11 protein-coding genes are annotated in these 12,744 nt (G+C 63.7%); 9 read left to right on the forward strand and 2 right to left on the reverse strand.

The window, feature by feature from the left end:
• Positions 1 to 30 precede the first annotated feature (30 nt).
• Positions 31 to 576, forward strand: a complete 546-nt coding sequence (locus AC0L18_RS04855) for a flavin reductase family protein (protein WP_473490839.1) — start codon at positions 31 to 33, stop codon at positions 574 to 576.
• 38 nt (positions 577 to 614) lie between these two features.
• Here the strand turns inward: AC0L18_RS04855 and AC0L18_RS04860 are convergent, their stop codons facing one another.
• Positions 615 to 1,658, reverse strand: coding sequence for a LacI family DNA-binding transcriptional regulator (locus tag AC0L18_RS04860; RefSeq protein ID WP_473490840.1), 1,044 nt, complete (start codon positions 1,656 to 1,658; stop codon positions 615 to 617).
• Positions 1,659 to 1,777: 119 nt separating this feature from the next.
• Between AC0L18_RS04860 and bglB the strand changes: the two genes are divergently transcribed.
• The 7 genes from bglB to AC0L18_RS04895 all read left to right on the forward strand — a co-directional run bounded on the left by bglB (position 1,778) and on the right by AC0L18_RS04895 (position 10,747).
• Complete coding sequence (gene bglB, locus AC0L18_RS04865; RefSeq protein WP_473490841.1) at positions 1,778 to 2,866, forward strand: beta-galactosidase BglB; 1,089 nt, start codon at positions 1,778 to 1,780, stop codon at positions 2,864 to 2,866.
• Complete coding sequence (gene kduI, locus AC0L18_RS04870; RefSeq protein ID WP_473490842.1) at positions 2,863 to 3,699, forward strand: 5-dehydro-4-deoxy-D-glucuronate isomerase; 837 nt, start codon at positions 2,863 to 2,865, stop codon at positions 3,697 to 3,699. Before bglB ends, kduI begins: the two co-directional genes overlap by 4 nt.
• Positions 3,696 to 6,221, forward strand: a complete 2,526-nt coding sequence (locus AC0L18_RS04875; RefSeq protein ID WP_473490843.1) for a hypothetical protein — start codon at positions 3,696 to 3,698, stop codon at positions 6,219 to 6,221. Before kduI ends, AC0L18_RS04875 begins: the two co-directional genes overlap by 4 nt.
• A gap of 82 nt (positions 6,222 to 6,303) precedes the next feature.
• Positions 6,304 to 7,566 carry an ABC transporter substrate-binding protein gene (locus AC0L18_RS04880; RefSeq protein WP_027151261.1) on the forward strand — a complete coding sequence of 421 codons (1,263 nt, stop codon included), beginning with the start codon at positions 6,304 to 6,306 and terminating at the stop codon, positions 7,564 to 7,566.
• Between the two features lie 15 nt (positions 7,567 to 7,581).
• Positions 7,582 to 8,607: a carbohydrate ABC transporter permease gene (locus AC0L18_RS04885; protein WP_473490844.1), complete on the forward strand. Its 1,026-nt coding sequence runs from the start codon at positions 7,582 to 7,584 to the stop codon at positions 8,605 to 8,607.
• Positions 8,604 to 9,656 carry a carbohydrate ABC transporter permease gene (locus AC0L18_RS04890; RefSeq protein ID WP_473490845.1) on the forward strand — a complete coding sequence of 351 codons (1,053 nt, stop codon included), beginning with the start codon at positions 8,604 to 8,606 and terminating at the stop codon, positions 9,654 to 9,656. Before AC0L18_RS04885 ends, AC0L18_RS04890 begins: the two co-directional genes overlap by 4 nt.
• 8 nt (positions 9,657 to 9,664) lie before the next feature.
• On the forward strand, positions 9,665 to 10,747 hold the full coding sequence (locus AC0L18_RS04895) for an ABC transporter ATP-binding protein (protein WP_473490846.1): 1,083 nt from the start codon (positions 9,665 to 9,667) through the stop codon (positions 10,745 to 10,747).
• Between the two features lie 59 nt (positions 10,748 to 10,806).
• Here AC0L18_RS04895 and AC0L18_RS04900 read toward each other — a convergent pair whose 3' ends face one another.
• Positions 10,807 to 11,685: an NAD(P)-dependent oxidoreductase gene (locus AC0L18_RS04900; RefSeq protein WP_473490847.1), complete on the reverse strand. Its 879-nt coding sequence runs from the start codon at positions 11,683 to 11,685 to the stop codon at positions 10,807 to 10,809.
• 140 nt (positions 11,686 to 11,825) lie between these two features.
• Between AC0L18_RS04900 and AC0L18_RS04905 the strand changes: the two genes are divergently transcribed.
• Positions 11,826 to 12,743 carry a LysR substrate-binding domain-containing protein gene (locus tag AC0L18_RS04905; protein WP_473490848.1) on the forward strand — a complete coding sequence of 306 codons (918 nt, stop codon included), beginning with the start codon at positions 11,826 to 11,828 and terminating at the stop codon, positions 12,741 to 12,743.
• The last annotated feature ends 1 nt before the right edge of the window (position 12,744 follow it).

The raw sequence follows: 12,744 nt of genomic DNA on the forward strand, positions 1-12,744 counted from the left end.
CACCGCAGCCCTTGGCCAGGAGGGCGCCTGATGTACCACTTCCTCAACCCCGAGCAGCAACCGATGAAAAGCTTCGTGCCCGGCCCCGACCGCAAGCGCGAGTTCCGCGACGCGCTCGGCCGGTTTGCGACCGGTATCACCGTCGTCACGACGATGACGCCTGATGGTCCCGTCGGCATCACCGCGAACAGCTTTGCATCGGTGTCCCTCGACCCGCCGATCGTGCTCTGGTCGATCGGCCGGCATTCGAGGCGCTTTGCCGCCTTCGCTGGTTGCGAGCATTTCGCGGTTCATGTCTTGGGCGCGGAGCAGATTGAGCTGAGCCAGCGCTTCGCTCGCGCCGGTCAAGCCTTCGACGGCCTCCCGCACGACCTGAACGATGCCGGCGTGCCGCTGCTGGGTGGTTGCCTGTCGCGGTTCGAATGCGTGCGGATCTCCGGGCATGAGGGCGGCGACCATTTGATCGTCGTTGCCCGCGTAACCGCCGCGACCTTGCGAGACGGTGAACCTCTGCTTTTCTTCGGCGGAGGTTACGGACGCTTCGAAGACGGTTCGAACGTGACCCCATCGATGTAGTGATGGCCTGGCCCGGACAGCCGTGTGAACCATACGTCTCAGGCGCGAATCGGGCCGGTCGACTGGCGTTGCACGATATGGCAGGCGAATTCGATACGGCGCGGCGGCAGGTCCCCGCCGAGATCGGCGAGCAGCAGGTCGAGCGACGCCGCGCCAATCTCGCGCATCGGGATATGCATCGTCGTGAGCGGCGGGTTTTGGAAAGCCGCCTGCGGAAGGTCATCCATGCCCATGATCGACACGTCGGCCGGCACCTCGTAACCCGACTTCCGGATCGCCATCATCGCGCCGATAGCAAGACTGTCGCCCGCGGCGAGCACAGCGGTGAAATCGAGGCCACGCGCCTCGATGCGCCGCGCAATCGCTTCCGCCGCAAGGTCCGGCAGCCAATCCGCCACCTCCACGGCCAGGTCGCCGGCCGCCAGGCCGCGCTCTCGCAGTGCATCCTGCCAGCCCTCGAAGCGACGCTCGATCGTGCGCCGCCCGCGTCGCATCAGGAACAGGATGCGCCGGTGGCCGAGGTCGAGCAGGTGCTGCGTCGCGAGATGCGCCGCCGAGCGGTTGCATGGCGTCAGGCTCGAATGGTGCATCGCCGGGTCGTCGCCGTTTATGAGCACGATCGGCTTGCCGAAACCGCCGGTCAGCGTCAGCACCGCCTCGTCGTCAAGCGTCAGAAACAGGCAACCGACGACGCTCTTGTCCTGGCTTGCCTCATTGAGCAGCGCGATCTGCTCACCGGAGTCGGCGATCGAGCGCGACACCAGCTCGACACCGAGAGTTTTTGCACGCTCGTTCAGTCCGTCGAGCACATAGAAGGTGAACTGGTTGCGGCCATAGTCGATCCTCGCAGCGTTGCTTGCGGCGAGGATCACCTTGCGGCCGGCGATCGACGTGGGGATCGTGTAGTTCAACTTCCTCGCGGTTTCGATGATGGTCGACCGAAGGTCGCCGCGCACGCCCTTGCCGCCAGCAAGCGCCCGCGACGCCGTGCTGACGGATACGCCACAGCGCGCGGCGACGTCTTCGAGCCGCACGCGCCGGCTGGGCGTGCCGCGCTTCCCGCTTTCGACCTTGACGACCATAGGCTGTTTCCTCACCAGACCTTCATGCTGCAAAAAAATTTCAGATTGCGCAATAAAAATTCCTGTGGCACCCATTTGCCCGACATCGCGCAAACTTGGGAGGAGTGGTGGCGTCGTCCATGAGAGATATGCGCTCAAAGCTCGACCTGCTCGTGCGCGGCCTGACCGGCCTGCGCCATGACGGCCGTTTCGACGAGCCCAACCTCGACGGCACGGCCGGCGACTACATCAGCTTCGATTCCTGGGAATGGCCGCAGGGTGTAGGCCTCTACGGCCTCGTTTGCCTCTGGCGGCACAATCGCGACCCGAAACTCCTAAAGACAATCGAAGATTGGTACGAGCGCCATTTAAGGGCGGGCCTGCCGCCGATGAACATCAACACCACCGCTCCGATGATGGCGCTGGCATTGCTCTGGGGCGAGACACGCGATCCGCGCTGGGAAACGCCTCTCGGCCAATGGGCCGAAAGGCTGCTTCGCGACATGCCTCGCACGCCCGAGGGCGGGTTCCAGCACAATGTCTCAGACAAGATCAACGACGACGAATTGTGGGACGACACGTTGTTCATGGCCGGCCTGTTCCTCGCTTTCCACGGCCGCGCGGCCGGCCGGCAAGCTTGCATCGACGAGGCTGTTCGCCAGTTCCTCGTCCATGCGCGCTATCTCGCCGACCCGAAAACCGGCTTGTGGTTCCATGGCTGGACATTTGCCGGCCGACATAATTTTGCCGGCGCTCTCTGGGCCCGCGGCAACGCCTGGATCACGGTCGGAATCCTCGACCTGATCGAAAATGGTGGTGTCGGCAAGCCGGTCGAAGCCTATCTGCTCGGCGTGCTGGAAGCGCAGATCGAAGCGCTGCTGCGCCTGCAGGCGCCATCGGGAGCATGGCACACCTTGCTCGATGACCCGGCCTCCTATGAGGAGATGTCGGCCACCGCCGGCATCGGCTATGGTCTCATGAAAGCTGCGCGCCTGGGCTTCGGGCCCAAGGCGTGCGGTCCAGCGGGCCGGCGCGCACTCGACGCGGTGCTGGCCAGCATCGACGAGAACGGCGTGCTCGGAAACGTTTCCTATGGCACCCGCATGGGCCATGATCTCCAATTCTACCGCGACATCCCGCTCCAGCCTACCGGCTACGGCCAGGCCCTGGCGATCCTCTGCCTCACCGAGGGGATGATCCATGCCGAAGCTGACGAGGCAGCGGCATGACGATGCGCGTTCTCTTCGGCGCCGGTCCGAGCGACATCGATGGCTACGGGACGGAGCGGCTACGCGCCGAGTTCCTGGTGGAGCGGCTGTTCGAGCCCGGCCGCCTCGCCTTCGCTTACACCCATGTCGACCGCATGATCGTCGGCGGCGCGTGCCCAACCGGAGAGCCGCTGAGTTTCGGCGATGGCGCGGACGTCGGCACGCCGCATCTGTTCACCGCGCGCGAGATGGGCATCGCCAATCTCGGCGGCGCAGGAACGGTGAGCGTCGACCAGCAGCGCTTCGCGCTCGCCAACCGCGATGTGCTCTATGTCGGGCGCGGCGCTAAGCAAGTGACGCTCGAAAGCGACAGCGCCGCGCACCCCGCCTGGTTCTATATGAACTCGGTTCCGGCCGGCGCAGACATCAAGCATCGGCTGATCACGAAATCCGAGGCGAAGCCGCTCGAACTCGGCGAGGAGCGACGCGCCAACAAGCGAACATTGCGCATGTACATTCATCCGGAAGTCGCGCCTTCCTGTCTGCTGCTGATGGGCATCACCGATCTCGCTGCAGGCAGCGTCTGGAACACCATGCCCCCTCACCTGCATGAGCGGCGCATGGAAGCCTATCTCTATTTCGATCTCGCGGCGGAAGATCGGGTAATCCATCTGATGGGACGGCCGGACAATACCCGCCATCTGATCGTGGCCAATGGCGACTGTGTCATCTCGCCGGCCTGGTCGATCCATATGGGCAGCGGAACCGGCCCCTACGCCTTCGTCTGGGGTATGACCGGTGAGAACCAGGCCTATAACGACGTGTCGCCCGTGCCCGTTGAGACGCTGCGATGAACACCGTGGAACCGATCACGCACGATCTTGCGCTGCGCCGGCCGCTCGCGCTCGGCGGCCCCGTCGTTTACTGGCTCGTCGGCACGACGTCCGAGCAGCGCTACGATGTTGCGGATCAGCCGATGCAAGGGGAGATGGATCCCTTCTTCTTCCTGACCAAGCACAAGAATTTCGTCCCGCACGAATATCCCTGCCGAACCGAGTTTGCCGCCGAACGCCGCGGGAAACGGCCCGAGCCGCAGGGCGTGTTCGAGCCGGACCGTGTTTGGCTTCCGTTCGGCTCGCCCCGTGTCGACCTGTCGGGCTTCTGGTTCCGCCCGACCGTGGTCGCCACCTGGGCAAGTACCGTGCTCGACGCAGGCTCGGACGGCCGCGCGCGGCTGCGGCTGCGCACCTGCGGCGGCGCCGTTTTGTTCGTCAACGGGATAGAGGCCGGCTGGATGGCGCCCTACGGGCGCAACCTCGAGGCTTCCCAGGATTTCGAGGTCGATCTCGTCGCCGGCGCCAACGAGATCAGCATCTGGTTCGACGATCTCGCCGAGCGTGACGCACGCTACTTCTTCCAACTCGACTATCTCCGGGGCCCAGCTGCCGAACAGGTCTTGCCCACGACCGTCAAAGGCGACGTCGCGGCGGCCATGGAAGCCGCTCTCGACGCCATGCATTTCGAGCGTCCATTTTATTCCGGCGGCGAAGTGGCGCTGGTGACGGATGTCGCGCTGCCGGTTGCGGTGGATGTAGCTGTTGTGATCGAGGGCGACTTCATGTCGATCGAGGCGCCCGTGATCTTCCGCCGCCGCATCGAAGCGGGGGCAAGACGCATCACGATCGCTGCCACGGAAGACCTTCCCGCCGACTTCCGGCATTTTGCCGTATCGCTCTCATCTTCAGGCTTTGTTGCCCGGCGGGTCTTCGGCGTCGAGATCTGTCATGCGGCGCGTCAGGGCCGCGCTCCCGCCGTCCTTGCCGACAGGATCGACGAAGCCCTGGAACAGGTCTCCAGTTTCGCCGAGGCCGATACCGTGCGGGCGCTGGCGCGGCTGGCGACGGGCCGCAGCGGCGCCGAAACCGACGCCATCATTGCTGCTGCACTGCCGGCGATCGAGGATTGCCACGACTGCGCCGATTTCATCCTGGTTCCACTGCTCTGGTGCCGTCGTGCCTATGGCGACAGGATCGCGGTCGATCTTCGTCACCGCATTGACGAGGCGATCCTCAATTACCGCTATTGGATGGATGAGCCGGGCAACGACGTGCAGTGGTATTTTTCCGAAAACCACGCGCTTCTGTTTCACACCGCGGCTTATCTCGGCGGCCATCTCTTGCCCGATGCCCGCTTTGTCCGCTCAGGGCGCACCGGCGCGGAGCAGTCGACCGTGGGCCTTGCGCGCGTGCGCGCCTGGCTTGATCATTTCGAGGCATGGGAAATGGCGGAATTCAACTCCGCCCCTTATTTCCCGATCGATCTCAAGGGATTGACGATTCTTTACGCGCTTGGGCCAGATGCCGATGTGCGCCGGCGTGCCGGGGCTGCGATCAACCGCCTGCTCGAGATCGTCGCCCGCTCGGCTCAGCAGGGCATGCTTACCGGCGCGCAGGGCCGCTCCTACGAACACACGCTGCGCGCCGCCCGTTCGCTGGAACTTTCCGGCATTGCACGCATGCTGTGGGGCAAAGGTTTCTACGGCATGCGCTTCCACGCCTTGCCGCAGCTTGCGCTCTGCCTGCGCGACCATGGGCTCGACGTCCCGCAAGAACTGACCGGCATCGCTTGCATGGCGGGCGACGACGCGCAGGAATGGTGCTTCGCGCAGGGCCAGAACCGGATCGCCAAGCTCTACCACTACAAGACCCGCGATTTCGCCATGGGAAGCGCAGCAGCCTATCGCTGGAACGAATGGGGTTATCAGGAAACGGTGCTGCACCTGCGCCTCGGCGGCAATCCCGACGCGCAGATATGGATCAACCATCCGGGCGAGACGATTCATTCAGGCTATGGCCGGCCGTCCTACTGGGGCGGCTGCGGATCTCTGCCGCGCGTGCATCAATACCGCGACCTGGCGGTTGTGCTGTTCAGCTGCGCTGCCGAGCAGCCCGACTTTACCCATGCCTGGTTCCCACAGAGCGCGTTCGATGAAACGAGAGTCAAGGAACACATCGCTTCGGCGCGCGGCGGCGATGGGTTCGCGATGCTGAAGGCCGACAGCGCCTTCGAGCTCGTCGGCCGCGGGCCGACCGCTGGAAACGAGTTGCGGGTGCCGGGCCATCATGCCGCATGGATCATCCGCTTGGGCCGGCACCGGCAATACGGGTCGCTGGAGGAATTCGAGGCGCAGTTTTCTCAGCTCGCGCTCGGCCACGGAAAAAACGACCTTCTGCATGTCAATGACCCGGAATACGGCGACGTGCTGTTCCATCCGGATGGCCGCATGGAGGCTGAGGACCGTGTCGTCGATCCGGCCGACTGGCAGGTCAGCGGCGAAGCCACGTTGTTCACGGCCGACGCCATCGCAACCAGGTGAGGATCGGATCAAAAGGAGCAGGTCAAGCAGCTCGGACAGCGACAATCAAGCGGTGAAGACCGCAAAAGCGGAGGAGTGAACCATGAGAATGAATTCGATAATCCTGGGCCTTTCGGCGGGCCTTCTGTCGTCGACCGCGTTCGCAGGCGACGTTCGCGTGATGTGGTACTCGGACGGCGTCGAGGGCGAGGTTATACAGGACCTGCTCAACCGCTTCATGAAAGACAATCCGGACATCAACGTCATTCTCGACAATGTCGCCTACAAGGTTGTTCAGGAGCAGCTTCCGGTCGAACTCGAGGCAGGACGGGGTCCCGATATCGCCCGCGTCACCAACATCAAGGAACTCGCAGATCATTGGCTCGACCTGACGCCTGTTGTTGCCGATCCAGCATACTGGCAGACGAATTTCGGCGACCAGTTCGACTGGATGCGCCCTGACGGTTCCAAGATCATTCCGGGCTTCATGACCCAGATCACGCTGACCGGCGGCTTCGTCAACAAGACGCTTTTCGAACAGGCCGGCGTGCCGATCCCGGCCGACACCGCAACCTGGGACGAATGGGTCGATGCCGCCGGCAAGGTGCAGCAGAGCCAGCAGCTCAACGCCGCCTTTGCCATCGACCGCAGCGGCCATCGTATCTCGGCGGCGAACATTTCTTATGGCGCCAACTACATCGGCGGTGATCGACTGCCGGCGCCGATTGACGCCGGCACGAAAGCCTTCGCCGAAAAGCTGGTCAATTGGGTTGCCGACGGCCGCATGAACAAGGAAATCTGGGTGTCGGCGTCGGGCACCACCTATCGCGCCGGGGCCGACGACTTCATCAATGGGCAGATTGCCTACTATTATTCGGGCAGTTGGCAGGTTGCCAACCTGGCCAGCAAGATCGGCAAGAACTTCGACTGGGTGGCGACGGGCTCGCCGTGCGGCACCGCCGCCTGCACCGGCATGCCGGGCGGCGCCGCGCTGGTCGCCGTCAAATACACCAAGAACGCCGCTGAAGTCGGCAAGGTGATGGACTTCCTGGGCCGCGAGGACATCATGCGCGAATTCACCGAGCGCACCCTGTTCCTGCCCGCACACAAGGGCGTTCTCGCCGGCAAGATCGATTACAAGACCGATGACGAGAACGTCAAGGCGTCGCTCGAAGCCTTCCTGAAGGCATCGGGCAAGATCGCGCCGAATGCCGCCGCCCTGCCGGCATGGAAATGGGGAACTCCGGTTTATGGCGCGCTGGTGACCCGCATCAGTCAGGTCATGGCCGGCGAGCTGAAGCTCGACGAGGCTTTCGTCCGTATCGACGAGGACATCAAGGCACAGGTGGCCGAGGCATCGAAGTAGCGTCGCGGCAGTGTCATGGCAGACGTCCGAAACGGCATAGCAACCCGCGCCGGCGCCACGATCCTGGCGCCGGTCGGCTGGCTTGCGAAAGTTTTCGATGCGCCACTGCGCATGTTGCAACGGCGCACGGGCAGCAATGGCATGGCCGTGTTCTTCCTGGCGCCGAACATGCTGGTGTTCGGCATTTTCGTGCTGTTTCCGCTGGTCATCAACATCCTCTATTCGATGACCGGTGGCGGGGCGCTGTTCCTCGGCGAGCGCACCTTCGTCGGCGCCGATCAGTATGGGAGGCTGTTCAGTTGCGGCAGCTATCTCGATCCGAAGAGCTGCACCGAGGACCTGTTCTGGATCGCGGTCTGGAACACCCTGGCCTTCGTCGTGCTGCAAGTGGCGATGATGGTTGCCGTGGCGCTCGTCACCGCACTCGTTCTCAACCGTGAGTTGCGTGCGCGCAGTTTCTGGCGCGCCGTGTTCTTCTTCCCTGTGCTTTTGTCGCCGGTCGTGGTCGGTCTCATCTGGCGCTGGATCCTGCAGCGGCAGGGATTGCTCAACCTGATGGTGTTCGAGGCGGGCGGAACCCCGGTCAACTGGCTGGTGGAGCGCAACTGGGCCTTCACCGCCGCGATCATGGTGTCGGTCTGGGCCCATGTCGGCTTCTATGCGCTGATCCTTCTCGCCGGCCTTCAGGCTATTCCGAAAGACCTCTATGAGGCCGCCGAGATGGACGGCACGCGGCCCATGCGCGTCTTCTGGCGCATAACGCTGCCCTTGCTGGCGCCCAACCTCCTGGTCGTGCTGGTGCTGACACTCATCCGCGCCGTGCAGATATTCGATGAGATCTATGTGCTGACCGGAGGCGGTCCCGGGACCAGCACGCTGTTCCTCACGCAGTACATCTACGAGGTCGGCTTCGCCTCGATGCTGCGCAATCCGGGGCTCGCCTCCGCGGCCTCGATCCTCATGGGAGCGGTGCTGGTCGTGCTGACCTTGATCCAGCTGGGCATCGCAAGGCGCAACGAGCAGCGGGGCAAAATGCGATGAGCAGGGTTGCGGAATTTCTGTTCCGCCGGCGCGGCGGCGCCGGCTGGCACTGGACCGACGTTTTCACCTGGTTCTGGCTGATCGGCGGGCTGATTGTCATGTTCGGCCCGGCGCTCTGGCTGGTCAACTCGTCGTTCAAGACGCCTGCTGCGCTGGCGGAGTTTCCGCCGACTGTATTGCCCTATGTCACCGCCGAAGCGATCGTGGAAGGGTATGAGGAGCCGCTGCAGCTCTTTGAAGTGCGCAATGACGACGGCAGCGTGCGCGTGCTCGCCGAAGTGCGCCGCCTCGGCACCGTCGCGCAGATGGTCGATCCCGCCAACCCGGGCGAGATCATACGCGTCAACATTAAGAACCGTACGCCCAAGCGCAGCATCGCCTTCGCGCTCGACAATTATGTCCAGCCTTTCCTCGCCTTTGACTTCTTCCTCTACCTGCGCAACTCGGTCTTCGTCACCGTGGTCGCCACCCTGATTACGCTGCTGACCAATTCGATGGCCGCGTTCGCACTGTCGAAGTACAATTTTCGCGGACGCTCCGCTGTGATGATGCTCATCGTCGCGACACTGATGGTGCCGCTCTCCGTCATTCTGGTGCCGCTCTATTCGGTCATCTCGGCAATGGGACTGTTCAATTCGCTATGGGGCGTGATCCTGCCCACAGTGGCGACGCCCACGGGCGTCTTCATGCTGCGCCAGTACATGCTGACGATCCCCGACGAGCTGATCGATGCAGCGCGCATGGACAAGGCGTCGGAATGGCAGATCTACTGGCGCATCATCCTGCCGCTGACCGCCCCGGCGCTGGCGGTGCTGGCGATCTTTTCCGTCGTCTGGCGCTGGAACGACTTCCTCTGGCCACTGATCGTCCTGTCGCGCAAGGAGGTCTATACGCTGCAGGTCGGTCTCAACACCTATGCCGGCCAACTCAATGTGCAATGGCATTACATCCTGGCCATGACCGTCGTCACCATGATCCCGGTCGTGCTGGTGTTCATTTTCCTTCAGCGCTTCATCACCACCGGCATTGCCGGCTCCGGTCTGAAATAGAGGCTATCATGAGCCAGATCACACTCACCGGCGTATCGAGGGCTTTCGGCAAGGTCGGCGTGCTGCACGACATAAATCTCGACATCCTTGACGGCGAGCTGATCGTCTTCGTCGGCCCCTCCGGCTGCGGCAAGTCCACGCTGCTGCGGCTCATCGCCGGGCTTGACCGGCCGACAGGCGGCGTCATCGCGATCGACGGCAAGGACGTGACCACCGTTCCGGCCGCCGACAGGGGATTGGCGATGGTGTTCCAATCCTACGCGCTGTACCCGCACATGAGCGTGCGCCAGAACCTGGCCTTCGGACTGGAGAACGCCCGTATGGCGCGCGCCGAAATCGATGCGCGCATCGCCGAAGCCGCGCGGATGCTGGAAATCGCGCCATATCTCGACCGGCGCCCCGGCCAGCTCTCCGGCGGCCAGCGCCAGCGCGTCGCGATCGGCCGCGCCATCGTGCGCAATCCAACCGCTTTCCTGCTTGACGAGCCGCTGTCCAATCTCGACGCCGAACTGCGCATCTCGACACGCGCCGAACTGGCCGCCCTGCACGAGCGGCTGTCGGCGACGATGGTCTATGTCACGCACGACCAGATCGAGGCGATGACACTTGCCGACCGCATCGTCGTGCTGCGCGCCGGCCGCATCGAGCAGATTGGCACGCCGCTCGAGCTCTACAACCATCCGGCCAATCTGTTCGTCGCCGGTTTCATCGGTGCACCTCGTATGAACTTCCTGCCGGTAAAGGTGGCACCCGGGGGCGCTGGCCGATCAAGCCTCACGTTGGACGGTTCAGCTGGATTCGAGATCGACGGGAACGTCAGCGCGGCCAATGGCGACGTGACGCTCGGGCTGCGGCCACACCACATCAGCCTCGCCGGTGCCGGCAAGGGAGACGTTGCGGCGCGCGTCGCGCTGGTCGAAGCCCTCGGCTCCGAGACAATCGTCCACACCAGGACAAGCGGCGGCCAGACCATGCTGGCGGTTGTCGCCGGACAATATCCGGTGGCTTCCGGCGACACGGTGGATCTGAAGTTCGATACCAGCCATCTGCATCTTTTCGATGACACCGGCGTGCGCATCGCTGTGAGTTAGATTGTCGCTGCGAGCGTGAATGTCGCCAGCGATGGGACAGCGGGCCATCCGCGATGGCTTCACCTCGTCTTCCCACTCTTTCGCCGGATCAGCTCGAAGATGCCTGAGATATCCTCGTCCCCGAAACCGGCGCCGGCCCGTTCGCGGAACAGTTCCAGCATGGGGTCGAGCAGATCGGTGGCGACGCCCTGCTCGCGGCTAGCGGTAAGGATGTTGTCCAGCGAGGCGGCCTGCATGCCGAGGTTCGACACCACATTCACGCCGTGCCTGCCGCTGTCGATCTTCTCCGCATAACCGGGCAGCTCGCCCATCATCGCGGTCATCCATGGGCCAAGGAGCTTGAGGAACGCGCCAGCGGGAATACCTTCGGAATCGATGAGCGCGCTGGCGTGGAAGAAGCCCGCGAAAAGGCCATACATGCCGCTGAGAAGGGCGAGGTCGTGAAGTGAGGCCAGCCCGGGATCCGCACCGAGATAGTTCGCGGCGCCAAGCGCCTCGAGCGTTCGGTCGTGCGCATCGAAGGTCGGCTTCGACCCACTGTAGAGAATGAGCGCATGTTCCCCGCCGATCATCGGAGGCGTCGCCATGATGCCGCCGTCGAGATAGGCAGCGCCCAGCCCGGCCACTCGCTCGGCGGCGGCGCGCGCCTGTGCCGGCGTGCCATTGGTGAGATTGACCAGCGCACGCCCGGAGAGCGCCGACGCCGCATCATCGATCAACGAATCCGACGCGGCATAGTCCAGCACGCACATCACGGGGACGTCGCTTGCGGCGATGGCGTCGGCGGCGGACTTCACCTCGCGCGCGCCTTTGGCGACCAGTGATGCGGCCTTGCCGGGCGTGCGGTTCCAGGCCGTGACCGTGTGGCCCTGTTGAAGAAAGCGGGCGGTCAGCGCCTGCCCCATGGCACCGAGGCCGAGGATCGAGATATTGGCCATGTACGTGCGTCCTTCTACATTCCGAGTTGCAGCCCCGCCCCTATGGCGGCGGCTACAAAGAAATGCGATATTGGACGCAGAAGCAGTAGTGGGCTATCAGTAGACCTATCGTCCACATTTAGGAACGATGAGAGTTCCAGATGCTGAATCTCAACGACCTCCTCGTTTTCGTTCAGGTGGTGGATCACGGCGGTTTCGCTGCGGCCGGGCGCGCCCTGGGCATCCCCAAGTCCACGCTCAGCAAACGGCTCTCCGAGCTGGAAAAGGCAATTGGCGTGCGTCTGGTCCAGCGGACCTCGCGCAGCTTCGCCGTGACCGAGGTCGGCCGAGATTTTCATCGCCATGCCGCCGCCATGTTGATCGAAGCGGAGGCGGCGGAGCATGTCATCAAGGGTCGTCTTGCAGAACCAAACGGAACCGTGCGGATCACGGCATCGCTGCCGATCGCTCAATTCCGTTTGGCGCCGCTGCTTCCGCGTCTCGCTGCGAGCTATCCGAAGGTCCGCATCATGCTCGACGTCTCCGACAGGTTCGTGGACATCGTGCAGGAGGGCTTCGACATCGCCATCCGCAACCACTTCGCTCCGTTGCCGGATACCGATCTCGTGCAACGTCGCATCGATTACGACCCCGCCTGGCTCGTCGCCTCGGCCGATTACATCAGGGAGAAGGGCATGCCTTCTCGACCCGAGGAAGCGAATGGGCTCGACGGGCTCATGGCATCGTCGGACAGGGTCTGGACGCTTCATGATGGGGAAGGCGCCGTTGCCGAGATCGAGCCATCGCCGCGCTATTTCGCCAACGAAACCGTCTCCCTGCGGGAAGCCGCCAGGGCGGGGCTCGGGGTGGCTTGCCTGGCGAGTAGCTTCTGTGCGCCGCTGATTGAATCCGGCGCGCTTGTCCGCATCTTACCGGACTGGACAGCGCGCGGCGTGGCGACCACTCTGCTGATGCCGCATCGTCGCGGGCAGCTTCCCTCCGTTCGGGTCGTTGCCGACCATCTGATAGCTGAGCTCTCGCAACGGCCACCCGGTGCTGACCTGATCAATGCACGTTGAT

Source organism: Mesorhizobium sp. WSM4819, assembly GCF_055811215.1.

Bases quoted from the DNA above. Each gene is read 5' to 3' on its own strand.
- AC0L18_RS04860 (WP_473490840.1), bottom strand. From the start codon at position 1,658: ATGGTCGTCAAGGTCGAAAGCGGGAAGCGCGGCACGCCCAGCCGGCGC.
- AC0L18_RS04895 (WP_473490846.1), top strand. From the start codon at position 9,665: ATGAGCCAGATCACACTCACCGGCGTATCGAGGGCTTTCGGCAAGGTC.
- AC0L18_RS04875 (WP_473490843.1), top strand. From the start codon at position 3,696: ATGAACACCGTGGAACCGATCACGCACGATCTTGCGCTGCGCCGGCCG.
- AC0L18_RS04890 (WP_473490845.1), top strand. From the start codon at position 8,604: ATGAGCAGGGTTGCGGAATTTCTGTTCCGCCGGCGCGGCGGCGCCGGC.
- AC0L18_RS04905 (WP_473490848.1), top strand. From the start codon at position 11,826: ATGCTGAATCTCAACGACCTCCTCGTTTTCGTTCAGGTGGTGGATCAC.
- AC0L18_RS04880 (WP_027151261.1), top strand. From the start codon at position 6,304: ATGAGAATGAATTCGATAATCCTGGGCCTTTCGGCGGGCCTTCTGTCG.
- AC0L18_RS04885 (WP_473490844.1), top strand. From the start codon at position 7,582: ATGGCAGACGTCCGAAACGGCATAGCAACCCGCGCCGGCGCCACGATC.
- AC0L18_RS04900 (WP_473490847.1), bottom strand. From the start codon at position 11,685: ATGGCCAATATCTCGATCCTCGGCCTCGGTGCCATGGGGCAGGCGCTG.
- bglB (WP_473490841.1), top strand. From the start codon at position 1,778: ATGAGAGATATGCGCTCAAAGCTCGACCTGCTCGTGCGCGGCCTGACC.
- AC0L18_RS04855 (WP_473490839.1), top strand. From the start codon at position 31: ATGTACCACTTCCTCAACCCCGAGCAGCAACCGATGAAAAGCTTCGTG.
- kduI (WP_473490842.1), top strand. From the start codon at position 2,863: ATGACGATGCGCGTTCTCTTCGGCGCCGGTCCGAGCGACATCGATGGC.